Origin of the sequence: Marinobacterium sp. LSUCC0821 (assembly GCF_012848475.1) — a bacterium.
Classification (GTDB): Bacteria; Pseudomonadota; Gammaproteobacteria; order Pseudomonadales; family Balneatricaceae; genus Marinobacterium_E.
The window spans coordinates 1,063,374-1,087,235 of the sequence record NZ_CP051666.1 but is presented as its reverse complement, the minus strand read 5'-3'; the positions used below and the strand labels follow the sequence as shown (position 1 = coordinate 1,087,235).

General features: G+C 48.2%; 20 protein-coding genes. 7 read left to right on the top strand and 13 right to left on the bottom strand.

Translation table 11 applies throughout. From position 1 onward, the window contains the following. Positions 1 to 200 precede the first annotated feature (200 nt). The 11 genes from HH196_RS05215 to cysD all read right to left on the bottom strand — a co-directional run bounded on the left by HH196_RS05215 (position 201) and on the right by cysD (position 10,640). Entirely contained in the window at positions 201 to 665 is a 465-nt protein-coding gene (locus HH196_RS05215; protein ID WP_169451104.1) for a hypothetical protein, read from the bottom strand. A gap of 239 nt (positions 666 to 904) precedes the next feature. Continuing rightward, entirely contained in the window at positions 905 to 1,306 is a 402-nt protein-coding gene (locus HH196_RS05210; RefSeq protein WP_169451103.1) for a DUF2185 domain-containing protein, read from the bottom strand. Positions 1,307 to 1,323: 17 nt separating this feature from the next. Then, entirely contained in the window at positions 1,324 to 1,962 is a 639-nt protein-coding gene (gene nth, locus HH196_RS05205; protein WP_169451102.1) for an endonuclease III, read from the bottom strand. Positions 1,963 to 1,965: 3 nt separating this feature from the next. Further along, positions 1,966 to 2,679 carry an electron transport complex subunit E gene (locus HH196_RS05200; protein ID WP_169451101.1) on the bottom strand — a complete coding sequence of 238 codons (714 nt, stop codon included), beginning with the start codon at positions 2,677 to 2,679 and terminating at the stop codon, positions 1,966 to 1,968. Next, positions 2,676 to 3,332, bottom strand: coding sequence for an electron transport complex subunit RsxG (gene rsxG / locus HH196_RS05195; RefSeq protein ID WP_169451100.1), 657 nt, complete (start codon positions 3,330 to 3,332; stop codon positions 2,676 to 2,678). The genes HH196_RS05200 and rsxG overlap by 4 nt, the downstream gene beginning before the upstream one ends. 3 nt (positions 3,333 to 3,335) lie before the next feature. After that, positions 3,336 to 4,388, bottom strand: a complete 1,053-nt coding sequence (locus HH196_RS05190; protein WP_169451099.1) for an RnfABCDGE type electron transport complex subunit D — start codon at positions 4,386 to 4,388, stop codon at positions 3,336 to 3,338. 15 nt (positions 4,389 to 4,403) lie between these two features. Next, positions 4,404 to 6,695, bottom strand: a complete 2,292-nt coding sequence (gene rsxC, locus HH196_RS05185) for an electron transport complex subunit RsxC (protein ID WP_169451098.1) — start codon at positions 6,693 to 6,695, stop codon at positions 4,404 to 4,406. Then, positions 6,692 to 7,288 (bottom strand): electron transport complex subunit RsxB, encoded by a 597-nt coding sequence (gene rsxB / locus HH196_RS05180; protein ID WP_169451097.1) that lies wholly within the window; start codon positions 7,286 to 7,288, stop codon positions 6,692 to 6,694. Before rsxB ends, rsxC begins: the two co-directional genes overlap by 4 nt. Before the next feature lie 9 nt (positions 7,289 to 7,297). Then, a complete protein-coding gene (gene rsxA / locus HH196_RS05175; RefSeq protein WP_169451096.1) occupies positions 7,298 to 7,879 on the bottom strand; it encodes an electron transport complex subunit RsxA in 582 nt (193 codons plus the stop codon). A gap of 123 nt (positions 7,880 to 8,002) precedes the next feature. Next, on the bottom strand, positions 8,003 to 9,661 hold the full coding sequence (gene cysN / locus HH196_RS05170; protein ID WP_169451095.1) for a sulfate adenylyltransferase subunit CysN: 1,659 nt from the start codon (positions 9,659 to 9,661) through the stop codon (positions 8,003 to 8,005). Between the two features lie 61 nt (positions 9,662 to 9,722). Further along, positions 9,723 to 10,640, bottom strand: a complete 918-nt coding sequence (gene cysD / locus HH196_RS05165; protein WP_169451094.1) for a sulfate adenylyltransferase subunit CysD — start codon at positions 10,638 to 10,640, stop codon at positions 9,723 to 9,725. Between the two features lie 321 nt (positions 10,641 to 10,961). On the opposite strand from cysD, the gene HH196_RS05160 reads away from it, so the two are divergent. Genes HH196_RS05160 through cysG form a run of 5 tightly spaced genes read left to right on the top strand, consistent with a single transcriptional unit; the run spans position 10,962 to position 15,909 of the window. Next, positions 10,962 to 11,669, top strand: a complete 708-nt coding sequence (locus HH196_RS05160; protein WP_248276899.1) for a sulfite exporter TauE/SafE family protein — start codon at positions 10,962 to 10,964, stop codon at positions 11,667 to 11,669. A gap of 25 nt (positions 11,670 to 11,694) precedes the next feature. After that, positions 11,695 to 13,350: a nitrite/sulfite reductase gene (locus HH196_RS05155; protein ID WP_169451092.1), complete on the top strand. Its 1,656-nt coding sequence runs from the start codon at positions 11,695 to 11,697 to the stop codon at positions 13,348 to 13,350. Next, positions 13,337 to 13,816, top strand: coding sequence for a DUF934 domain-containing protein (locus HH196_RS05150; RefSeq protein WP_169451091.1), 480 nt, complete (start codon positions 13,337 to 13,339; stop codon positions 13,814 to 13,816). Before HH196_RS05155 ends, HH196_RS05150 begins: the two co-directional genes overlap by 14 nt. Positions 13,817 to 13,818: 2 nt before the next feature. After that, positions 13,819 to 14,442 carry a phosphoadenosine phosphosulfate reductase family protein gene (locus tag HH196_RS05145; RefSeq protein ID WP_169451090.1) on the top strand — a complete coding sequence of 208 codons (624 nt, stop codon included), beginning with the start codon at positions 13,819 to 13,821 and terminating at the stop codon, positions 14,440 to 14,442. A 42-nt stretch (positions 14,443 to 14,484) separates the two neighbouring features. Further along, the gene (gene cysG / locus HH196_RS05140) at positions 14,485 to 15,909 is read left to right on the top strand and encodes a siroheme synthase CysG (protein WP_169451089.1); all 1,425 of its coding nucleotides are present in this window, start codon (positions 14,485 to 14,487) and stop codon (positions 15,907 to 15,909) included. A gap of 98 nt (positions 15,910 to 16,007) precedes the next feature. Here the strand turns inward: cysG and HH196_RS05135 are convergent, their stop codons facing one another. Next, positions 16,008 to 16,688, bottom strand: a complete 681-nt coding sequence (locus HH196_RS05135; protein ID WP_169451088.1) for a Bax inhibitor-1/YccA family protein — start codon at positions 16,686 to 16,688, stop codon at positions 16,008 to 16,010. A 204-nt stretch (positions 16,689 to 16,892) separates the two neighbouring features. On the opposite strand from HH196_RS05135, the gene HH196_RS05130 reads away from it, so the two are divergent. Together HH196_RS05130 and HH196_RS05125 are read left to right on the top strand one after the other, a co-directional pair. Then, positions 16,893 to 19,808: an insulinase family protein gene (locus HH196_RS05130; RefSeq protein WP_169451087.1), complete on the top strand. Its 2,916-nt coding sequence runs from the start codon at positions 16,893 to 16,895 to the stop codon at positions 19,806 to 19,808. A 40-nt stretch (positions 19,809 to 19,848) separates the two neighbouring features. Next, complete coding sequence (locus tag HH196_RS05125) at positions 19,849 to 20,709, top strand: DMT family transporter (protein WP_248276898.1); 861 nt, start codon at positions 19,849 to 19,851, stop codon at positions 20,707 to 20,709. 58 nt (positions 20,710 to 20,767) lie between these two features. Here the strand turns inward: HH196_RS05125 and HH196_RS05120 are convergent, their stop codons facing one another. Beyond that, positions 20,768 to 22,990: an NADP-dependent isocitrate dehydrogenase gene (locus HH196_RS05120; protein WP_169451086.1), complete on the bottom strand. Its 2,223-nt coding sequence runs from the start codon at positions 22,988 to 22,990 to the stop codon at positions 20,768 to 20,770. Between the last annotated feature and the right edge of the window lie 872 nt (positions 22,991 to 23,862).

The window sequence follows — 23,862 nt, the reverse complement described above, 5'->3', positions numbered from 1 at the left end:
CCTTCGGGGAGGTTCCTACAGAGTACTTCGCAGTAGGTCGCTAGAATAGGTGCCGAATCGCGGGTCACCACCCCTTCGGGGAGGTTCGTAAAGAGTGATTTTGGACAGTTCGCAAAAAGTGCGCTGTAGGAGGTTCCTCGCAGAGGTGCCGAATCGGATCAAATGACGACCGTTAAGATATCCGCAGGTTGCAAATAGTATCAATCGAAATCGTCGAAGCCGTCATCTTCGTCGAGTGTGATTGGGCGAAGTTCTGGAAGCAGTTCTTTAGATTTTTCTAGACTTGCTGCGCTGAACGACTTCACGTCACTGCTGCCTTTAACTTCATCAGAGATATGGCCATTCACCCAGCGAGTCAGTTTCTCTTCTGACCCATTGCTTGGCTTGATGTACTCATCGTAAACCATTGGGTGTTGAACTTTATTGATGCGCTCTTGAATGCGTGCAAGGACTTTGCTGCCAGCATCTGCTTCACCGTTTAAATTTACACGAATCAACTCAGATGTGATTTTTACACTGACTTCGAAGTTCACCTCTTTGCCAAGAATTGGGCGAGAAGGAATCCAACCAAACTCATCCTCAAACTTCTGAATCTCTTCGAAGTATTTCACGACTTTTGCATTTGGATGGTAAACGTTAAATAGACCGGTTATTTCATGGCTCATAGAGGGTTGTCTCATCAGCTTTTTTACAAATTTGTTTAAGTTTAGTGAAAATTATCCGTATAGGAAAATTTAATTCGCTGATGAGATGGGAAATGTGGAAGAGAGTGGTGTCAGACCATAGGTCGAACACCGGGACTTGCGAAGTTTCAGCGTGCCAGGGTCAGCCCCGACTTTAACAACTTGGTAATGATAATAGGGTCACCACCCCTGCGGGGAGGTTCCTACAGGGGTGGTTTTGATTAATGCTTAGCGAACTGATCGACGTCGTTGGTGATGCTTACTTCGACGTTGGCGCTTGGGATTTTGTAGTCGTAGACGCGCTCCCAGCCTTCCGACTCTGGAGTACGTTCCCATACAGTACCGGCGTTGTATTCGAGAAGCGGCTCTAGAGAAGGGTCTATTTGGATAACCTTCTCCATTGGCATTGGGATCATATTCACCCCTTCGTTCTCTAGAAACTCTTCAGTCTCATAGCCTGTAAATAGGCGCCATCCCGTATCGTTCAGATGCTCGGGTACGGTTTTGTACATGAAGCGAACTGGTAGTTTCTCGTCAATCACTAAGCGTGACATCAGTGTTAGAAAACCGTTCTTGGTCTGATTAGTTTCGCCCTGGTAGGGTTTGTTATCTTCTTCGTTCATAGTCTTTATGCTTTCACTTAAGCGTATTCAGATTTCTTTTTAAACTCGCAGAGGTCTTCAATGATACAGGCTCCGCAGCGAGGTTTGCGAGCGACACATACATAGCGGCCATGCAATATGAGCCAGTGGTGTGCATCGATCAGGTAGTCTTCTGGTACTAGGCGAATTAGTCTCTTTTCAACTTCTAGTACATTTTTACCTGGCGCTATACCGGTTCGGTTTGATACACGAAAGATGTGTGTATCTACGGCCATGGTGGGTTGGCCAAACGCGGTGTTTAGAATGACGTTGGCTGTCTTGCGGCCAACGCCTGGAAGCTCTTCCAAATCTTCACGGTTATCCGGAACAACGGAATTGTGTTTTTCGACCAAGATGTGACAGGTCTTCATTAGGTTTTCAGCTTTGGTGTTGAATAGCCCAATGGTTTTGATCTTCTCTTTAAGGCCATCGATACCTAGATCGATAATTCCTTGAGGAGTATTGGCGATGGGAAATAGTTTGCGGGTCGCTTTGTTTACACCTACATCGGTCGCTTGCGCGGAGAGCAGTACTGCGGCCAGGAGTTCAAACGGGGATGAGTACTCAAGCTCTGTTGTTGGCTTGGGATTATCCCTTTTGAGCCTTTCAAAGATCTCCGTGCGCTTCTGTTTGTTCATCCGTTAGCCTGTTACTCGAACGCGCTTAGACCCAGGCGCTACAGGCTCTGACTTTTCAACAACAACTGGTTTTTGTGACGCTTTGATACGCAGGTCTATCCAGTTTTTAATAGCAATCAGTACACCTAATCCAATGAATGCACCGGGTGGCAATATGGCAAAAAGGAAGTTGGGGTAGTCGTCCGCTACCACTATTTGCCAGCCCTTAGCCGACTCACCAAATAGCAGATCCATGTTGGCAAAGATTGCACCTGTGCCTAAAAGCTCTCGCATCGCTCCCAGTACTAGAAGAACCGCCATAAAGCCTACCGACATAAAGAAGCCGTCGACAAAGGATTCGTAGATAGGGTTGCGAGAGGCGAACGCGTCAGCACGGCCCATGATCACGCAGTTGGTCACAATTAATGGGATAAAGATGCCGAGAATGGTATAGAGCTCATAGGTGTATGCCTGCATCATGAGCTCTATTGCGGTTACAAAAGCCGCAATAATCATTACAAAAATCGGAAGGCGCACGGTTTCTGGCGTAAGTTTTCGAAACAGCGAAACGGTGAGGTTGCTACCTGTTAGTACTACGAGTGTCGCAAGGCTTAGGCCAAGAGCATTCACAACCGAGTTGGTTACCGCCAGCATAGGACAGAGACCAAGCAGCTGCACTAGGCCTGGGTTGTTGTCCCATAAGCCATTACGGATCAGCGTTGAGGTGTTGCTACTCACTGGCTCTGCTCCTTCGCTTGTAAAAGCTCGATTCGGTGATTCTCAAAGTAGGTGATTGCCGTACCTATAGCACCCACGACTGCACGTGGCGTAATGGTTGCACCGGTAAACTGGTCGAACTGGCCACCATCTTTTTTGACCGCCCAGCGACTATCATCACTTCCTTGACGAATCTTGCCGATGAAAGAGTCGACCCATAGACTTTTTGCGCGATCAATCTTATCACCAAGCCCTGGAGTCTCTTTGTGGCTAATAATACGAACGCCGGCGATAGAGCTATCGGCGTTAATGCCCACCATCAGATCGATGTTGCCGGAGTAACCCTCTTCAGATCGAACTGGGAGGATGACGCCTTTTACAGTTTCGCCATCAATAACTTGGTACCCGTTTACCGCTTCCTCTTCAAGATTAAGCTCATCAGCGGCTAACTCGACAGTGTGGTCGAACAAGTGAGGATCGATATCTGCTGGAAAAATTTCAAATAACGCACGTGATTGGGCTGCGCGAATATTCTCAGCAATCTGATCTTTGGTTGAGACCTGAGTAACGGCAATAATCCCCGCCGCTAGAATAGCGAACATGCCGATACCCAGCATGCTTTTGCCGATGGAACCGCCAAAGCTTATCTCTTGGTTCTGCTGCTCTTCGCTCATCGTCTATTTACCCTTAGGTCCGACACGTGCACGTTTATGGCCATAACTACGCGGTTGGGTGTAGTGGTCGATCATCGGTGCAGCAAGGTTCATCAATAATACAGAGAAGGCCACTGCATCTGGGTAGTTGCCCCAGGTGCGAATAATAAAGATCAAAAGGCCAATTCCAATCCCAAATACTATGCGACCCCGATTGCTCGTTGCTGAAGATACAGGATCGGTTGCAATGAAGAAGGCACCCAGCATCGCCGCCCCCAGTGTGATCTGGTTGAATGGGTCGACATAGTTGCTAGGGTCGTAGCCGTAGAAGAGGGCGCTCACTACAAACAGCGTCATCAACAGGCTAAACGGGGTGTGCCAGGTGAATACTTTGCGATAGAGCAGGAAGATACCGCCCATAAACCAGGCCGCAGCAACCGCATGGTAAGCAGCGACTCCATCTTTTAATGTCACATTGTTGCGCCACAGCTCTTCAGTGGTAGCAGCACCCTGATTGCGCAAGATGTCGAGCGGCGTAGCCCCTGAGTAGCTATCAATAATTGCCGAGGGTTGGCCTAGGATGACACTTAAAGTCTCTTTGAATGATGGAATGCCCCAGCTAGATTGGTCCACTAAAACATAAGGTAGGTTCCAACCACTCATCTGAACAGGGAAAGAGACAAGCAACAGTGCGTAGGCGACCATCGCTGGGTTAAATGGATTATTACCCAAGCCACCATAGACCTGTTTGCCGATCATAATGGCCACAAACATGCCAACAATACCGACCCAATATGGAGCTGAAGGTGGTATTGAAACGGCCAGGAGTGCGGCAGTCACTACAGCGCTGTAGTCATTTAGGTAGTAGCTTATAGGCATTCCGCGCAGTTTCAGCGCAATCGCCTCAAATAGAAGGCCAGCAGCTAAACAGATCGCAAGTTGAATCAGCGTCCCCCAACCAAAAAATGCGGTGAGTGCAATTAACCCTGGAATCATTGCAAAGAGCACCAACTGCATCACGCCGCGGCTGGAGTTGCTGCGGGTTACATGGGGTGAGCTCATTCGAATTAATGACATAGTTGCGTTATCACTCTATTCGTATCGGTTTAGGGTGGACTCTAGTTCAGCAAAGCTCTGCTTCGCTGATTCTAGTTCCGTTGTTAATTGGGTTTGCTCCGCTTCGTCCTCAGATTTAGCGATTGCCCGATCAAGTTTTGTCACTGTTACCTTAGCAAGTGCCACATCAATGCGAAGCTGCTTGAGGTCTATTCCATCCTTGGCAGCCAACTCAATTAACTGGTTGTCGGCTGTTTCAAAAGCGGAGGTTGCTTCATTAAGGCGCGTCTTAAGAGTCTCTACTTCAGCCTCATCGATTGGGTCGTTAGACTCCGCCTTCTTCAGTTTGGTGCGCATGATAGAGACCTGTTGTTTCAGATCTTTTAACGATAACGCTGAAGTTTGCGAAGTATCAGCAGTACTAGCGCTATTGGCTTGCGCTTCTTGCACGGCTGCATAAGCGGACTCCGCCTCATCAGCCGCAGCTTTAAGCTTAGCTACAGTCGCTTCCAGTTTTTCTAAACCTTCAAGTCCTTTATCACGTGCACTCTTCAACGCATCTTCAGCTTTTTTAAGTTTAGTGCGAGCAGAGGCTGCGGCTATCTTAAGTGCTTTATCATCGGGTGCTGCAATAGTGCTCTCTCCAGCAACGAGCGCTTTTTCTGCTTCATCGGCTCTCTGTGCCGCCTGCTCAACCTCAGTTCTAAGTTGTTGCAGTTCAGAATCATTCAACTTTTGTTCAATAGCTGTTGCGAGTGCTTTTTCAGACTTTTTCAACTTGGTTCGAGCAACCGCTGCAGCAGTCTTAAGTGCTTTCGCATCGATTGCTGGGGCATCTGTTGCTGTTTCACCTTTTTCAGCAGCGGCTTTGCGAGCAGCTTGTGTTTTTGCAGCTTCGGCAGCGCGTGCTTTACGACGTTCAGCTTTTTCGATCGCTTCACGCTCTAGGCGTTCATTACGCGCTTCAAAGCGAGCACGCGCATGATCGGCTTTACGCTGCTCTACTTGTTCTGCGCGAATTTCAGATTTGGCGTAGCGGTAGAACTGAACCAGTGGAATGCTACTTGGGCAGACATAGGCGCAGGCACCACATTCGATACAGTCGAAGAGGTTATGATTCTTCGCTTTCTCAAACTCATTCCCTTTCGCAAACCAGTAGAGCTGTTGTGGTAAAAGCTGAGCAGGACAGGCCTGTTCACACATGCCGCATCGGATACAAGCCTGTGCTGCTGGCGATTCCGGCATCTCTGATTCGCTTGCTGCGATAATACAGTTAGTCGTTTTGATAACTGGTATCGCTTGGTTATCAACGCCAACCCCCATCATCGGGCCACCCATGACAAGGTGGAATAGGGCATCTTCATCGAGATCTGCTGCTTTCAGAAGATCTGCAAATGGGGTGCCGATTAGTGTGTGGAAGTTTCGAGGATGGGCAACGGCATTACCGGTTACAGTAACGATACGCTCGATAAGTGGCTCACCAAACGCGACAGCACGGTGTAATGCTCGTGTGGTCCCTACGTTTTGGACAACGATGCCAACATCCGCAGGGATTTTGCCGCTAGGTACTTCAACACCTGTAAGCAACTGAATAAGCTGGCGCTCACCACCAGACGGGTACTTAGTAGGCACAACAGCTAAATCAATCGCAAGTTCTGTCTTAGTCAGTGCAAGGTTTAGCGCCCGAATGGCATTGGGCTTATTGTCCTCTATGCCAATGATGATATGGCTAGGGGTGAGCAGATGGGCAATGATCTCGATGCCCTTGATAACCTCATCCGCGTGCTCACGCATCAGCATGTCATCAGCGGTAATGTAGGGTTCACACTCTGCGGCGTTGATAATGAGCGTATTCACGATATGGTCGTGGCTGAGATTGAGCTTCACATCGGTTGGAAATCCAGCACCACCCATGCCGGCAATCCCTTTGTTATGGATGTAGCTGACAAGTTCTGAGCGCTCAATTTCACGGTAGTCACTCAAACCTTCGTGTTCAATCCATTGATCAGCACCATCTGACTCAATGACAATACATTCAGCGGTGAGACCAGAAGCGTGAGGGACAGGTTGCTCCGATATCTCAATAACAGTTCCAGAGGTCGGTGCATGGATAGATGCACTGATACGTCCGACCGACTCTGCTATCAGCTCGCCCTTAAGGACCTTTTGCCCAACTTTGACGATAGGGTCAGCAGGCATACCGATATGCTGCTGGGTTGGCACAACCAAAATCTTAGGCAGCGGGCAACGATCGATATCAGCACGAGTCGACTGTTTCTTGTTTTCAGGTGGATGAATGCCACCGTGGAAGCTATGAATCTTGATCACTGCACGCCACCCTCTTCACGAATGACTTGTCGGTCTGTCGCAATTAATTGCATCGGGCTAGGTGGTGCTGGCCACTTCCAGTTTACGGTGGTTGTCGCAACGGGAATCATATCAATACAGTCTACCGGGCAGGGCTCTACACAGAGGTCACAGCCAGTGCACTCATCAACAATCACTGTATGCATCAGTTTTGCTGCGCCCAATATCGCATCGACCGGGCAGGCCTGAATACACTTGGTACAGCCGATACACTCATCTTCACGAATGTAGGCCACTTTACGAACATCTTCTGCGCCATGTTCTGCATCAAGCTCCATCGATTCGACGCCAAGCAGTTCTGCGAGTTGATCGATAGTGGATTGGCCGCCTGGAGGACACTTGTTGATCGCTTCGCCACCCGCGATCGCTTCAGCATATGGGCGACAGCCTGGATGACCACACTGACCACACTGAGTTTGCGGAAGTAGGGCGTCGATCTGTTCTACGATCGGGTTACCCTCGACTTTGAACTTAACCGCGGCATAGCCGAGCAGTACACCAAAGATCAGTGCCAGGATTAGAAAGACGATGATTGCGATTGCAACAGTACTCACGGGACGTCCTTAGAACTGAACCAGGCCGGCAAAGCCCATGAATGCTAATGACATTAACCCTGCAGTAATCATGCCGATTGCAGGCCCTTTGAATACCACTGGAACATCAGCTACCGCGATACGTTCACGAATCGCAGAGAATAGAATCAGTGCTAATGAGAATCCGACAGCCGCACCAAAGCCATAACCGATCGATTCTATGAAGTCGTTCTGTTTGCGGATGTTTAAAAGCGCTACGCCCAATACTGCACAGTTGGTTGTAATGAGCGGAAGAAAAATCCCTAGCAGTTTGTAGAGCATTGGGCTGGTTTTATGAACCACCATCTCAGTGAACTGAACCACCACTGCAATCACCAAAATAAACGAGACGGTCTGCAGGTAGTTAAGCTCAAACGGTACTAGCAGATAGGTGTAGACCAGATAGCTGCAGACTGATGAGAGGGTGAGTACAAAGGTGGTCGCAAGCGACATACCCATTGCAGTCTCAAGCTTGTTAGAGACCCCCATAAACGGGCAGAGACCGAGAAATTGAACGAGCACAAAGTTGTTCACCAACACTGTGCTGATCAGAATCATCAAGAACTCACTCATTCGCTCTCACTTCCGCTACCAATCTAGGATGAGGTTTTTGTGAAAAAGGTACACAAAAACCGTGGTTTATATGGCACAAGATTGTACCCCAAGGTGAGGTTTTCGCCCACCTTTGGGGTTGTTTTAGATCAATTTAAAATCGGCAAGACTTGAGATGATCAACTCTAGCTGAGATTCCAAAGATAGGCTTGGGTCGATATAGATTTGCGCATCAGGGTGGTTGCCAACAATCACCTCTGCAGCCTCAATTTTATCGGTCAATACAATCAAACCGGCCTGCTTCAATGAAGAGAAGGCTTCTCGCTGGTCACTTACTACAGGCAAGTAACCACGATCGAATAGTCGCTTCTCTAGGGTGAATAGCAGTGCTTCTGACGCGTTGTTGAACCCGATGATACTTGGCCACTGTCCAAGGCGATTAGCACGTTGATCGACACTTACTGCACTCTGTTGATAGATATCGTTATCTGTCTGAGCTTGTGCGAGCGCGCTCACCATGCCTGCTGCTACTGTGGAGTTAGTTAGGCGATCGATCAGAATGAACGCGCCTGTTGCGCGGCTGTGTGAGTAAGGGTCGATAAGAAGTTGGCGTTCAAGTTGTAGCTCAACTTCCGCTATCTCATTGAGTTCAAGGCGATCAGTTGCCTGTTTTTCAAGTGTATTGACGTCTACTTTGTATTGGATGGCACTAACGCGTCCAGCTGAGCGTGACGCGACAAATTTCACATCATAGGTACGCCCAAGTTGTAGCGGCTTTTGATCCATCCACACTAGGTTGGCTGAAAAAGCTTGGGTAGGTAGTTCTGGGCAGTCAGCCTTTACGATCATGTCACCGCGAGAGATATCAATCTCATCATTAAGCGTAAGGGTAACTGACATAGGAGCAAAGGCCTCTGCTAGGTCACCGTCCATCGTAACGATGGATTTAACCGTCGATGTTTGACCGCTAGGTAGTACCTTGATCTGATCACCTGGCTCAATTGAGCCTGAAGCTACAGTGCCTGCAAAGCCGCGGAAATCAAGATTAGGGCGGTTTACATACTGGACTGGAAAACGGAAAAACTTCTCATCAGCAGCGCTTTCAATCGTAACGACCTCTAACTCTTCCATGAGGGTAGGCCCCTGATACCAAGGTGTCTCAAGTGAACGATCGACGACGTTATCCCCTTTAAGCGCGGAGATAGGGACAAACTGTGCGTTTTTGATACCAAGTGACTGAGCCAAAATTGTGTACTCTGCCTGAATTTTGTTGAATCGCGTTTGGCTGAATTCAACAAGATCCATCTTATTGATCGCTACAACGACATGCTTAATACCCAGTAGCGAAACAATAAAACTGTGACGACGTGTCTGGGTCTGCACACCATAACGGGCATCAATCAAAATGATGGCTAGGTCTGCAGTGGATGCGCCCGTTGCCATATTACGAGTGTACTGCTCATGTCCCGGTGTATCGGCAATGATGAATTTGCGTTTCGCCGTTGAGAAGTAGCGGTAAGCCACATCAATGGTAATACCTTGCTCACGCTCTGCTTGCAAACCATCTACTAGAAGTGCCAAGTCAGGGGCTTCGCCGGTTGTACCGACACGTTTGCTGTCGTTGTGGATCGCAGCTAACTGATCTTCATAGATCATTTTTGAGTCGTGAAGAAGACGACCAATCAGAGTTGATTTTCCATCATCGACACTGCCGCAGGTGATGAAGCGAAGCAGCTCTTTGTTCTCGTGTTGTTGAAGATATGCGTTGATGTCGCTCGCAATTAGCTCTGACTGGTGGCTCATAATTCTCTTCCTATTAATCCTATAACGCTCGCTACCTAAACCTTAAAACTGACCTGTTAGGTTAGAAGTACCCTTCAATTTTCTTCTGCTCCATGGAACCTGCACCATCATGGTCAATCGCACGCCCTTGTCGCTCAGACGTCGTTGCTAGCAACATCTCCTGAATGATCTCTGGAAGGGTAGTTGCAGTAGATTCGACAGCTCCAGTGAGCGGGTAACAGCCAAGCGTTCTAAAGCGAATCGATTTCTCTTGTGGCACCTCACCTTCAGCTAATGGGAGGCGATCGTCGTCTACCATCACAATCATGCCGTCACGATCAACCACAGGTCGTGGCGCTGAGTAGTAAAGTGGGACTATGGAAATGTTCTCTAAGTATATGTATTGCCAGATATCTAGCTCGGTCCAGTTAGATAGAGGGAAGACACGAATGCTCTCACCTTTATTTACTTTGGTGTTGTAGATGTTCCACAGTTCAGGACGCTGGTTTTTGGGATCCCAGCGGTGGTTCTTATCTCGGAAACTGAATACTCGCTCTTTCGCGCGAGATCGCTCCTCATCACGACGCGCACCACCAAAGGCTGCATCGAACTGATATTTGTTTAGAGCCTGTTTCAGCGCCTGCGTCTTCATTAGGTCAGTATGTTTAGCTGAGCCATGAATCGCGGGGTTGATGCCCATATCAACACCCTCTTGGTTGGTATGAACAAGCAGTTCCATACCCGCCTCTTTGGCCATCTTGTCCCGGAACTCAATCATCTCTCGGAACTTCCAAGTGGTATCTACATGTAGCAATGGGAATGGCGGTTTGCCTGGATAGAAGGCCTTGCGCGCAAGGTGCAACATCACAGACGAGTCTTTCCCGATCGAGTAAAGCATGACTGGGTTGCCAAACTCTGCAGCGACTTCACGAATTATGTGGATGCTCTCCGCTTCCAATTCGCGGAGGTGAGTCAAACGGTGTTGTGATAGCTGTTCCATAATAGGCCCTCAAATAACTGAGAGCTATTATGGTTACCATTTTATATTTATAAAAAGAATATATTGAAATTACTTATATACTAAAAGTTATAAGAAAACTCTTTTTATATTACCTTAGGGTATAACGATTCGAGCTAACCAGATGACTAAATATTATTATTAGTTATATAAAGCGATCATGTATATTCCATTTCGAATATAAACAAGTGCGCAAGCGGTGCGCATCTAATGCAAAGGTGTCCCTTGGATTGGTTATACAGTTTAGCAGGATTAGTTGTTGGCTTCGTTGTCGGCCTAACAGGTATAGGAGGTGGTGCCTTAATGACTCCTATTCTTATGGTCGGCTTTGGCGTTCCTGCGGCTGTTGCTGTTAGTACCGATCTACTCTACGCCTCTGTAACTAAAGCGGGTGGCATTTTTGAATATGCCAAAAGAGGGTTGGTTAAGTTCAAGGTCGCAGCACTTCTACTCTTAGGTAGTGTGCCTTCCTCATCGTTGACGCTTATCTGGTTGGGACAGCTAAGCAACCCTGAAAGTATTGAGGTCATCATCAATTTAACTTTGGGGATATCGCTTATTCTGACCTCGCTGGCAGTCTTTTTTCGCAGTCATATTAGAGCGTTTGCACTTGCTAAATCGGGTACAGCGCTTGCTAACAAACTGCGTGAGTTAAGACCAATTTTTACTGTCTTGGCCGGTCTTTTGCTGGGGGTGTTGGTGACACTCTCCTCTGTAGGTGCAGGTGCTTTGGGTACAGCGATTCTTATTCTTCTCTACCCGCGTTGGAGTATGGCAGAGATCGTTGGTACCGACCTTCTGCACGCAGTTTTGATCACTGGATTCGCAGGGCTTGGGCACTACCAGCTAGGTACAGTCGATTTTGCCCTTTTGGGTTCACTGCTTATCGGTTCGCTGCCAGGTGTGTGGTTGGGAAGTAGGCTAGGTGCGACTTTGTCGCCTAAGTTGATGCAGCCAATTATGGGGTCACTTCTGATGACCATTGGCTTGAAGTTTGTTTTAGCAAGTTAAGGCTTGTTCAAAGAGGTTAGGGAAGATGTATATCTATAATGATGTAGACCAGCAGATCGTAAACGAACGTGTTGAACAGTTTCGTGATCAGACCGCTCGCTTTTTGAGAGGTGAGTTGAGTGATGATGAATTTTTGGCATTGCGCCTAATGAATGGGCTCTATGTTCAGCGTCAGGCGCCAATGTTACGCGTTGCTATTCCTTACGGCACCTTTACCTCTGAACAGCTTCGCGCGTTGGCTGCTATTTCGCGTAAGTTCGACCGTGGTTATGGGCACTTTACAACGCGCACTAATATTCAGTTTAACTGGCCGAAACTAGAAGAGGTTCCAGATATTCTAGCTGATCTAGCCAGGGTGCAACTGCACGCGATTCAGACCTCGGGTAACTGTATCCGTAATACAACCACTAGCCATTTTGCCGGTGTTTCCGCACTGGAAGTTTCTGACCCGCGCCCTTGGTGTGAGTTGATTCGCCAGTGGTCAAGCTTGCATCCGGAGTTTGCCTACCTGCCGCGTAAATTTAAGATCGCGATAACATCGGGTCCAGAGGATAGAGCTGCTACTCAGGTTCATGATGTCGGCTTGGATCTAATTCAAAGTGAGCAAGGCGAGCTAGGCTTTAAGGTTCTTGTTGGAGGTGGTTTGGGTCGTACGCCAAAAATTGGCAAGGTGATTCGCGAGTTTTTGCCTGCGAATGAGTTGATCTCCTACCTTGAGGCTATTTTGCGTGTCTACAACCTACATGGCCGCAGGGACAATAAGTACAAAGCACGTATTAAGATTCTTGTTGAAGCGATGGGTGAAGATGCATTCCGTGACCTCGTCGAGCAAGAGTGGCAGCACCTTAAAGGAACTGAGCTACAGATACCTGAAGCTGAGATTGCTCGTGTAACAGCTTTTTTTGGTAAACATCCTTATGCACAGGACGCTGCGGCCGATCTAAGCTTGGATAGCTATTTGGAGAGTGATGAGGCGTTCCGACACTGGTACCGCCATAATACCCATCCACATAAGGTACCTGGCTACCGTGCAGTAACGCTTTCGTTAAAACCGCAACTAGGTGCTCCTGGAGATATCAGTGAGCTGCAGATGGATATAGTTGCCAATCTAGCTGACCGTTACTCTTTTGGTGAGATCCGTTCGACCCATGAGCAGAATCTGGTGTTGGCAGATGTTCAGCAAGCTAACCTCTATTCACTCTGGCGTTCCTTAGTAGAGGCAAATTTAGCGCGTGCCAATATTGGTAAGTTGACCGATATGATCGTCTGCCCCGGCTTTGATTTCTGTTCGTTGGCAAATGCTAAAACTTTGAACATAGCTCAGCAGATTAATGATGCATTTGATGATGTCGATTACCTCTATGACATCGGTGATATTCGACTCAATATGTCGGGTTGTATCAACGCTTGTGCCCATCACCATGTCGGTCATATTGGTATTTTAGGTGTCGATAAGAAGGGCGAGGATTGGTATCAAATTACGATTGGCGGCTCTAGCCGTGAAGATGCTCAGCTAGGTAAGGTGTTGGGTCGTGCTGTAGCTGCAGATGAAGTTGCAGATACCTTAAAGCGCCTTCTAGAGGTGTATGTTGATATTCGACGTGAAGATGAACGCTTTATCGATTGTGTGCGTCGCGTTGGTGTAGAACCATTCAAGGAGGGTGCATATGCAACTGCTTAAAAACCGCCAGTTTGTAAATGATGATAGCTGGAGTGAAATCTCTGATGAGCAGTTGCTCACTGCAGGTCAAACTCAAATCGTTTCATTGGCTCGATTAGAGCAACTTGAGAGTAGTGTTTCGAAAGCAGAAATAGGTGTAGTGATCTCATCTGAGGAGTCTATCGATACGCTGCTAGCGCAACTAGATAAAGTTACCCTAGTTGTTGTGCGCTTCGAAGCACTGCGTGATGGCCGTGGTTTCAGTTTTGCGCGTCTATTACGACGTGCAGGTTTCACCGGTGAAATTCGTGCTTCGGGTGAAGTAAGTCGTGATCGTTTAGCTTACCTTGAGCGTTGTGGGTTTGATTCAGTGTTGTTGCCGCTTTCTGAAGATGTCGCATCGCTAGAACGTGCTTACACCGAAATCGGGGTGCGCTATCAGGCATCGCAAGATATCGCTGAACCTATATACAGACAGGGGGTATAACAATGTCACTAGATCTGACACAAGCAAACCAATCTCTCATCGGTAAAACCCCGCAAGAGATTGTTACTTGGGCGTTGGCGCAGGGTAGTGCTCCAATTTTGACCACCAATTTTCGTCCTTATGAGTCGGTTATCCTCCATCTGGTTGCCCAGCAGCGTCCGGATATCAAAGTGCTTTGGGTTGACTCTGGTTATAACACCTCGGCTACTTACCGTTTTGCTGAGAAGTTAATTAAAGACCTGAATCTCAATGTTGTGACCTACATTCCTGAGATGACAGCAGCGCGCCGCAACGTTCTGATGGGAGGTATCCCAGATGTAACAGATCCGCTACATGAGGCCTTCTCTTACCAGGTGAAAATTGAACCGTTTCAGCGAGCTTTGGCAGAGTTGAAACCGGATGTTTGGTTTAACGCGATTCGCAAGGATCAGACAGAGTTTCGACAAACGCTCGATGTTTTGAGCTATTCAAAAGATGGCGTGCTTAAGGTTGCACCTCTATTCAACCTAAGTGAAGCGGATCTAGATGACTATTTGGCAGAGCATAGCCTGCCAAATGAGTTGGATTATTTTGATCCAACCAAGGCGCTAGAGACGCGTGAATGCGGATTGCACACTCAGCTTTAAGCGAGTGCATGCGCGTTGAAGGTAAGGACACCCGGAGGCATTATGGAATACATACCACTCTTTTTTGATCTTAAAGATAGATCGATTCTTTTAGTGGGCGGTGGCGAAGTTGCTCTGCGCAAAGCGCGTTTGCTAACGCGTGCTGGTGCAAAGGTTGAGGTAGTAGCCCTTGCAGTTGATCCCGAGTTGTCCGAACTTGTTGTAGCCTCAGGTGGCTCTGTTGAAGTGGGCGAGTACCACCCAGTTCAGCTAAAGGGCAAGGTGCTTGTTGTAGCTGCAACGGATAACGATATGCTCAATCGTCGTATCTCTGTGGATGCTAAAAATGCTTCCGTTCAAGTGAACGTGGTTGATAGCCCAGAGCTTTGTACCTTTATCTTTCCAGCAATCGTTGACCGTTCACCCATAGTGATTGGTATATCATCTGCAGGCAAAGCGCCTGTCTTGGCGAGGAACCTTCGTGCGAAATTGGAGACATTAATTCCTCAGAGTTACAGCCAGTTGGGTACTCTTGTAGGGCGTTTCCGTAAGCAGGTTCAAGCGAAATTTTCCCATATCAATGGCCGTCGCGCTTTTTGGGAGAGTGTCTTTGAGGGACCTGTCGCTGAAAAGGTCTATGCCGGACAGTTAGATGAAGCAGAGCGTCTCTTAGCGCAGCAGATAGAGCAGTCAGATGGCCAGCAGCCGACAGGTGAGGTCTATCTGGTTGGTGCAGGACCTGGTGATCCTGAGTTGCTTACATTTAAAGCGCTGCGGCTCATGCAGCAGGCAGATGTAGTGCTCTACGATGCACTAGTCTCTGCAGAGGTGTTGGATTTGTGTCGTCGTGATGCAGATCTAATATTTGTTGGTAAGCGCCGCTCTAATCACGCCCTAGCACAAGAGGATATTAATCAACTTCTTGTTGATCTTGCTAAGCAGGGTAAGCGAGTTGTTCGTCTGAAGGGGGGTGATCCTTTTATCTTTGGACGTGGTGGTGAGGAGTTAGAAACGCTGCATGAGCAGGGCGTGCCTTTTCAAGTGGTGCCAGGTATTACAGCTGCCAGCGCGTGTAGTAGCTATGCTGGAATTCCCTTAACCCATAGAGACTATGCTCAGTCGGTGCGCTTTGTTACCGGTCAGCTCAAGAGTCGTAAAAATGCACTCGACTTTAATGAATTAGCAGTAGAGAACCAGACGCTGGTTTTCTACATGGGTCTGCATACTCTCCCAGATATAGTGTCTGGATTGGTGGGCGCTGGCAAAGATAGCGCTACACCGATCGCGATTGTATCTAAGGGAACCTGTAAAGATCAGCAGGTGCTGACGGGAACGCTGGCCAATATTGTTGAGCGACAAAATCTAGCTCAGTTGCCTGGCCCTGCGCTGCTGATTGTCGGTGAGGTGGTTAAGCTTCAAGAGAAGCTCGCTTGGTTCGGTGAACAAGCGGCTGTTGAGCTACCTGAGTATATCGAGGCGGTTGCTTGATTGGGTTGCTTAAAGAGTTGGTTGCTTTAGGAGCCTGCAAATAGAACAAAAAAATCCCCGCACTAAGCGGGGATTTTTTTGGACGTTCAATACGAGTATTAGTCGTCGTTAAATGCGCCAACTAGGCTAAGCAGGTGTACAAACAGGTTGTATACGTTTAGGTATAGACCCACAGTCGCCATGATGTAGTTGTTGTAGTTACCGTTGATGATGTTGCTAGTGTCGTAAAGAAGGAAACCAGCCATCAAGAATACTACCGCAGCAGAGAATGCTAGCTGCATGCCAGAGATGTTCACACCGAACATAGGTAGGATAAACATCGCAAGCATAGCGACAAGAAGCACAATTGAGCCTGCTGCTAGGAAGCCACCCATAAAGCTGAAATCTTTACGGGTGTTCATCACATACGCTGTTAGTCCGAAGAAGGTCACTGCAGTCATACCAAGCGCTGTAGTCACGATCTGACCACCATTAGGTAGTGCTAGGTAGTGGTTAAGGATTGGACCCAATCCAAAGCCCATGAGACCTGTGAAAAGGAATGTGAGCGGTAGTGCTGCAGCTGTATTTTGCTTTTTGTTAATAACAAATAGCAGGATGAAGCTAGCAATCACACTTCCAAGGTAGACGATGAACGGAGGGTTCATTGCCATAGAGATAGCAGCAGTTACAGTGCTGAATACCATAGTCATCGCAAGCAGCATGTAAGTGTTGCGAATCATCTTATTGGTATCGCGAACAGCACCTGTCACTTGAGTGTTAATCGAGTCGTACGTGGCCATAATGTCCTCTTAATTATTTGTTAGAACGTTGGTCATTTAATTCCTACCATCTATCTTGGGTATTTTTCTGGTTTTTTCAAGTTTTAATTTATAAATATTCCGTTAAAACCTTATGAATACTGGGGTTTTGGTGATCTGTTCGTGCGGTTGGGAAGTAATTTCTGTAGAATCTTTCCGGTAATTTTTTTGTAGGCAAAATATTAAATGACTGTAGTTAAGGCACACCCAAGTTTTCGTTTTATTCGCTCTGAGATGATCCACTCTTTAAATGTAGAGATGTCAGAGTTCGAGCACATCGCTACGGGTGCGCGTCATTACCATCTAGCCAGTGACTACGATGAAAACGTCTTTTTGGTAGCGTTTCGCACCATGCCAGAAGATTCAACCGGTGTTGCCCATATTCTAGAGCACACAGCCCTGTGTGGTAGTGAGCGATACCCAGTGCGCGACCCCTTCTTTATGATGACGCGCCGTTCACTGAATACATTTATGAACGCCTTTACCAGTAGTGATTGGACCGCCTACCCATTTGCTAGCCAGAATCGTAAAGACTACTTCAACCTACTAGATGTCTACCTTGATGCTGTTTTCTTTCCACGCCTAGATCCACTTGATTTTGCCCAGGAGGGTCACCGTGTGGAATTTGCTGAGGCGGGAAATCTTGAATCTGATCTTCTCTTTAAAGGGGTCGTTTTCAATGAGATGAAAGGGGCGATGAGCTCTGTCACTTCGACCTTATGGCAGGCAGTGTCTAAATACCTATTCCCGACCACCACTTACCACTTCAACTCCGGTGGTGAACCTGCAGATATTCCAGATCTAAGCTACGAACAGCTGCGCGAGTTCCATCGTACTCACTACCACCCATCCAACGCGACCTTCATGACCTTTGGTGATATCGAAGTGGGTGAGTTGCAAGCGCGTTTTGATCGGCAAGCGCTTGCTCGTTTTGAGAAGAGTGATATTGAGCTCTCGGTACCGAGTGAGAAGCGCTACTTTGCACCGATTCGTGTGGAGGAGGCCTATGCACTTGATCAAGGTGAGGTTGAAGGCAAAACCCACCATGTACTGGCATGGCTCACTAAACCATCGATTGACCTGAAGGCTGAGCTGCAGGGGCAGTTGCTATCGCGCGTGCTATTGGATAACTCAAGTTCGCCTCTGCGTGCTGTGTTAGAGTCGACTGATTTGGGCGCCGCTCCATCACCGCTTTGTGGTGTAGAGGACTCCAATCGCGAGATCTCTTTCATGTGTGGCATTGAGGGGAGTGATCCAGAGCACGGGCGTGCTTTCGAGCAGATGGTGCTCGACACGCTTGCAGAGGTGGTAGAGAAGGGCGTTGACCAATCGATGGTTGCCGCGCAATTGCACCAATTAGAACTGCAACAGCGTGAAATTACTGGCGATCACTACCCCTTTGGGATGTCGCTGATTTTGGCTTCTCTATCAAGTGCGATACACCGTGGTGATCCTATAGCCAGTCTCAATATCGATACTGTACTGGATCAGATGCGTATTGAAATTGAAGATCCAGCCTATATACCTAACCTAGTGAAGGAGTGGTTGTTAGATAATCCGCACCGTCTCCTATTAACGCTGCGTCCAGATACTGAGTTGAGCGAGCGTAAGGATGAAGCTGAAGCTGCTCGCCTTGCGCAATTGAAAGCATCGCTTACTAATGAGCAGCTACAAGCGATTGATGAGCAAGCTCAAGCGCTTGAGGCACGACAGGCACAACAGGATGACCCAGGTGTTCTACCTAAGGTGACACTTGATGATGTCCCTTCAGAGATCCACTTCCCAACAGGTGCGGAGGTGATGCCTGGTATCAATTGGTACAGTGCCGGGACCAATGGTTTGGTTTATCAGCAGATTTTCTTTGATGTGCCTGCACTGACAGATCGTCAGCAAGCGCTATTCCCTCTCTATACACAGTGTCTGACTGAGCTTGGTAGTGCGGGTCGTACCTATAAAGAGCATCAGGCCCTTGAGAGCGCTGTTAGTGGCGGTATTCATGCCTACCTCAATGCCAGAGGTGCGACTGACCAGCCAGCAGATATGCGCGCAATCTTGACGCTTTCTGGTAAAGGATTGGCGGTAAATCAGGTCGCTCTATCTGAGTTGATGGTCGATATGCTGACCAGTGCGCCATTTAATGAGTACTCACGCATTGCAGAGTTAGTTGCACAAAATGCATCTCGTAAAGAGCAATCAGTGTCGGGCCAGGGACATTCGCTGGCGATGTTGGTTGCAAGTGCAGGTCTTGCTGCAGGTGCCGCACTATCTAACCGTTCACGTGGTTTACCATCAATTATATTGGCGCGTGAGTTAGCTGAGCAGGTTAAAGAGAAGGCTGGAGTGGAAACACTCGCAGCTGAACTGCAGGCTATTCATGCACTAGTTGTTGCGTCGAAACCGCAGGCGTTGTTGGTGGCTGATGATGAGCATCAGCAGGTGTTTGTTCAGCAGTTTTCCGAGCAGTTTAAACGTCTCACTCAAAGTAGCGCTCTTGCTACACCGTTTGTTGTTGAAACTACAGAGACTATTAGCGCACAGGCTTGGCTAGTGAATACGCAGGTGAGTTTCTGTTCAAAAGTTTATCCAACTGTGCCAGTTGCTCATTTGGATTCAGCACCGCTTACGGTGGTGGGCGAACTGCTAAGAAACGGCTATCTGCACCGTGCAGTTCGTGAGCAGGGTGGTGCGTATGGCTCGGGTGCGAGTCAGGATAGTGGTGATGCCCTGTTTAGATTCTTCTCCTACCGTGACCCACGCACAGTTGAGACGGTGCAAGAGTTTGATCGTTCAATCGAGTGGTTGTTGAATACGGGCGCGACTGAGGCTCAGTTAGAAGAGGCGATTCTCGGTGTGGTCGGCTCAATGGATAAGCCGGGTTCGCCGGCGGGCGAGGCTAAAGCGACCTTTATGAATGGCCTGTTTGGTCGTACACCAGAGCAGCGCATGGAGTTTCGTGCCCGCATTCTTGCGGTAACACTGGAAGATGTTAAGCGAGTAACAGAGTTATATCTTGCTGACCCAGCGAAAGGGTTAACAGCTATAGTGACCAATAGCTCGTTAGCTGAAAAGCTGCCTGCAAACTATCAACAATTTACCCTGTAGATTTTAATCCTGAATTCATAAACTAGGTTAGTACGCCATCTTGGATCAGCTAGAGATCGATAATCAGCGCTTAAAGGGTATTCTGCTGATTATTTTCGCGGAGGCAGTGCTTGTAGTCACGGGTATTGTGATTCGTCTTCTTGCCGATTCACTGCCGGTGGCGCAGCTTGTCTTTCTTCGCAATGCCCTGGGTTTGCTAATAATGCTGCCGATCGTCTTTCTGGGTAAAGGCGTGTCGTTACGTACTTCAAGAATACACCTTCATGTAACACGTGCTGCTGTGGGTGTGTCGGCAATGGCCTGCCTCTACTACTCCTGGACCCATCTACCCTTGGGTACAGCTGCGCTTCTAAAGCAGACAGCACCACTCTTTATGCCTCTGCTTGCGCTCTGGTTTCTGAGAGAGCGGATCTCGCCGATTTTGATCTGGTCACTACCCATTGGTTTTACAGGTGTAGCGCTAGTGCTCAACCCAGATAGGGAGAGTATGCAGTGGGTCCTGCTGTTGGGTCTGCTTGGTGCGCTATTGGGTGGTTTTGCGAAGGTTGTGATCCGTATGATGAAGGATACGGAACCTTCACGGCGTGTAGTCTTCTACTTTGCTTTTTTCTCTTCGCTATTTAGCGCGCCACTGGCTTTCCAAGATTGGATGCCAATGGGATGGGTTGAGCTTGCAGGGGTCGCCATTATTGCTGGCTTATCCACCATCGCACAGCTCTCTATTACTCGTGCGTACCACAGTGCCCCTGCAGGTTACTTGGGCCCCTTCACCTATAGCTCAGTCATTATTGCCTCGCTAGTGGGCTGGATGATCTGGGATGAGACGCTAGATTGGATCACCATTCTTGGCATGGTGCTAATTGTCTTTGGTGGGGTGTTGACGGTTAGGGCTAAGGCCTAGAGTTAACACAGACAACAAAAAACCCGCCGAAGCGGGTTTTTTAATGCTGGTCTACCGATTAAGCATCGATCACTGCGTTCAGTGTTGCACTTGGGCGCATCACTTTTTCAACAAGTTCCATCGGTGCGTGGTAGTAGCCCTGGATATCTGCAGGTGAACCTTGAACTGCTGAAAGCTCTTCAAGGATCTTCGCTTCACCGCTAGTCAACGCTTCAGCAACTGGTGCGAATAGTTTAGCTAGTTCAGCATCTTCAGTCTGGTCAACAATCTGCTGAGCCCAGTAAAGAGCCAAGTAGAAGTGGCTGCCACGGTTATCTAGTTCGCCAGTACGACGTGAAGGTGATTTACCTTTATCAAGTAGTAGGCCAGTAGCGCGATCTAGAGTTTCAGCTAGCACTTTAGCGCGTGGTTTGTTCTCTTTGATGCCGAGCTCTTCTAGAGATACTGCAAGTGCTAGGAATTCACCTAGAGAGTCCCAACGTAGGTGGTTCTCTTCAAGTACCTGCTGTACGTGTTTAGGTGCTGAACCGCCTGCACCTGTTTCGTACATACCACCGCCCGCAAGCATTGGTACTACAGATAGCATCTTCGCAGATGTACCCAGTTCCATGATTGGGAATAGGTCAGTTAGGTAGTCACGTAGAACGTTACCCGTTACAGAGATAGTATCTAGGCCACGGATTAGGCGCTCACAAGTAGAGCGCATAGCGCGTACGTAAGACATGATTCGAAGATCTAGACCTTCAGTGTCATGCTCTTGTAGATAAAGCTCAACTTTCTTACGAAGTTCACGATCGTGTGCACGCTCTGCATCCAACCAGAAGATAGCAGGAGTGTTAGACTGACGAGCACGTGTCACGGCTAGTTTAACCCAGTCGCGGATCGCAGCATCTTTAGTCTGACATGCGCGCCAGATGTCGCCTTTCTCGACTTTGTGACCCATTAGCACTGTGCCGTCTTCAGCAACAACGCGCATGATGCCATCTTCAGTCATCTCGAAAGTCTTATCGTGCGAACCGTACTCTTCAGCTTTCATCGCCATTAGACCTACGTTAGGTACTGTACCCATAGTAGTTGGATCGAATGCGCCGTGAGTTTTACAGAAGTTGATCATCTCTTGGTAGATGCGAGCGTAAGTACTTTCTGGCATTACTGCTTTAGTATCTTTAGCTTTACCATCCTGGCCCCACATCTTGCCTGAGTTACGGATCATTGCAGGCATAGATGCGTCAACGATTACGTCAGATGGGATGTGAAGGTTAGTGATGCCTTTAACCGAATCAACCATCGCCATCTCTGGACGGTGCATAGCTGCTTCGTGGATGTCGTGAAGGATCTCTTCGCGCACAGAGTTTGGTAGCTCAGCGATCTTTTCGTAAACGCTGTTTAGACCGTTGTTAGGGTTAACACCGATCTCTTGGAACTTCTCGCCCCACTTGTCCCAAACCTCTTTGTAGAACACGGTTACCGCGTGACCGAAAACGATAGGGTGTGAAACCTTCATCATCGTCGCTTTAACGTGTAGAGACCACATTACGCCAGACTCTTTACAGTCCTGAAGAGTCTCTTCGAAGAAGTTACGAAGCGCTTTGGCACTCATGAACATGCCATCAAGTACTTCACCTTTAAGAAGGCTTAGCTCTTTCTTAACAGTGATGTTGCCATCGCCGCAGATGAATTCGATGCGTACTTTAGTATCTTTCTCCATAGTGACAGCCTGTTCACTAGAGAAGAAGTCGCCGCCGTTCATGTAGTCAGCGTGAGTACGTGACGCTTTGCTCCACTGACCCATGCTATGTGGGTGTTTGCGAGCGAAAGCTTTTACAGCTGCTGGTGCGCGACGGTCTGAGTTGCCCTGACGTAGAACAGGGTTAACAGCAGAACCAAGGATTTTAGAGTAGCGATCACGGATCTCTTGCTCTTTATCGTTGCGTGCAGCATCTGGGAAATCTGGAATGTGGTAACCCTGAGCCTGAAGTTCAGCAATCGCTGCTTTCAACTGCGGTACAGATGCAGAGATGTTTGGCAGTTTGATCAGGTTAAGGTTTGGATCAGCTGTCATATCGCCTAGCTGAGCAAGGCCGTCTTCAACTTTCTGTTGATCGTTCAGGTACTCTGGGAACGAAGAAAGGATACGCCCTGCAAGAGAGATATCACATAGCTCAACATTGATGTCAGCTGATTTAGCAAATTTACGAATAATTGGCAGGAAGGATGCGGTCGCAAGCGCCGGTGCTTCGTCTGTAAGGGTGTAGACGATAGTACTTGGTTTTTTAGCCATTCTAGTCCCCGAAATGTTATCAAATTGGATTCCATTGAGAACGAAGTTTGTGACCTCGTTCTACTCTCCATAGGAATCTGCGTAGGTTTTCGCAGCGCGCATTATACGTCTCCTTAGAGCTATTTTATATAGTACAAGGGGTCTGTACTGCTATTGGAGAATATGTCGATTTGCTACAAGTTAAGTCGGGTTGGTTATAAGGTATCCGCTTCTATCGAAATGTTGGCGTAGGAGCTAGCCCGCAGGGCGAAGCGAATAATTAAATCGCGTCGCTCTTCGAGCTAGCTCCTACCAAGAAGCTCCGGTGACAGGCCTTAAGCCTTTCATTCGCTGTTAACTGTAGAACGCGAAGAGAGTCTATCTCAGGCTAAAGCCAGACACCTGAGGTTTAGTTAAAAGCCAGATCAAAATCAAAAGCGAATACCCAGCCTAAAGGCTGGCCATTGCTACTTTTTGGTCAGCAAAAAGTACCCAAAAACTGACCACGCTCACTCGGCCTGCGGCACGCTCCGTTCAATGATTTTTCACTGAAGTCCAATAGGACACTGCAAAGTCGGCTCCTGCCTCCGTTGCAGACTTCGGCCATCCGGGCCTCAGCCGATTGAACTCATAATCGTGAAAAACCATCGTACTCACTCTCGATCGGACGTGGACGGCTGGCACGAGATTCGAATTAGGCACCCCGGTTCCCCGTCCGACTGAGAACGAGCACGGTGCTCTTTTTCGGTTAAGGGCTTGTCAGGCTGAGGCCATGGACGGCCGAAGAGCACAACGGAGGCAGGATGCCGACCTTGTGCGGTCCTGATAAGCTTCAGAAAAAGAGTATCGCGCGCAGTGTGCCGAAGGCCGAAGGAGCGGGGTGTCCTTTTGCT

Excerpts from the sequence above, each read along its gene's own strand:
- cysD (WP_169451094.1), bottom strand. The coding sequence starts at position 10,640 with ATGGAACAGCTATCACAACACCGTTTGACTCACCTCCGCGAATTGGAA.
- HH196_RS05215 (WP_169451104.1), bottom strand. The coding sequence starts at position 665 with ATGAGCCATGAAATAACCGGTCTATTTAACGTTTACCATCCAAATGCA.
- HH196_RS05135 (WP_169451088.1), bottom strand. The coding sequence starts at position 16,688 with ATGGCCACGTACGACTCGATTAACACTCAAGTGACAGGTGCTGTTCGC.
- cysG (WP_169451089.1), top strand. The coding sequence starts at position 14,485 with ATGGAATACATACCACTCTTTTTTGATCTTAAAGATAGATCGATTCTT.
- rsxG (WP_169451100.1), bottom strand. The coding sequence starts at position 3,332 with ATGAGCGAAGAGCAGCAGAACCAAGAGATAAGCTTTGGCGGTTCCATC.
- rsxA (WP_169451096.1), bottom strand. The coding sequence starts at position 7,879 with ATGAGTGAGTTCTTGATGATTCTGATCAGCACAGTGTTGGTGAACAAC.
- HH196_RS05155 (WP_169451092.1), top strand. The coding sequence starts at position 11,695 with ATGTATATCTATAATGATGTAGACCAGCAGATCGTAAACGAACGTGTT.
- cysN (WP_169451095.1), bottom strand. The coding sequence starts at position 9,661 with ATGAGCCACCAGTCAGAGCTAATTGCGAGCGACATCAACGCATATCTT.
- HH196_RS05190 (WP_169451099.1), bottom strand. The coding sequence starts at position 4,388 with ATGTCATTAATTCGAATGAGCTCACCCCATGTAACCCGCAGCAACTCC.
- nth (WP_169451102.1), bottom strand. The coding sequence starts at position 1,962 with ATGAACAAACAGAAGCGCACGGAGATCTTTGAAAGGCTCAAAAGGGAT.
- HH196_RS05150 (WP_169451091.1), top strand. The coding sequence starts at position 13,337 with ATGCAACTGCTTAAAAACCGCCAGTTTGTAAATGATGATAGCTGGAGT.
- HH196_RS05160 (WP_248276899.1), top strand. The coding sequence starts at position 10,962 with ATGACTCCTATTCTTATGGTCGGCTTTGGCGTTCCTGCGGCTGTTGCT.
- HH196_RS05120 (WP_169451086.1), bottom strand. The coding sequence starts at position 22,990 with ATGGCTAAAAAACCAAGTACTATCGTCTACACCCTTACAGACGAAGCA.
- HH196_RS05145 (WP_169451090.1), top strand. The coding sequence starts at position 13,819 with ATGTCACTAGATCTGACACAAGCAAACCAATCTCTCATCGGTAAAACC.
- HH196_RS05210 (WP_169451103.1), bottom strand. The coding sequence starts at position 1,306 with ATGAACGAAGAAGATAACAAACCCTACCAGGGCGAAACTAATCAGACC.
- HH196_RS05130 (WP_169451087.1), top strand. The coding sequence starts at position 16,893 with ATGACTGTAGTTAAGGCACACCCAAGTTTTCGTTTTATTCGCTCTGAG.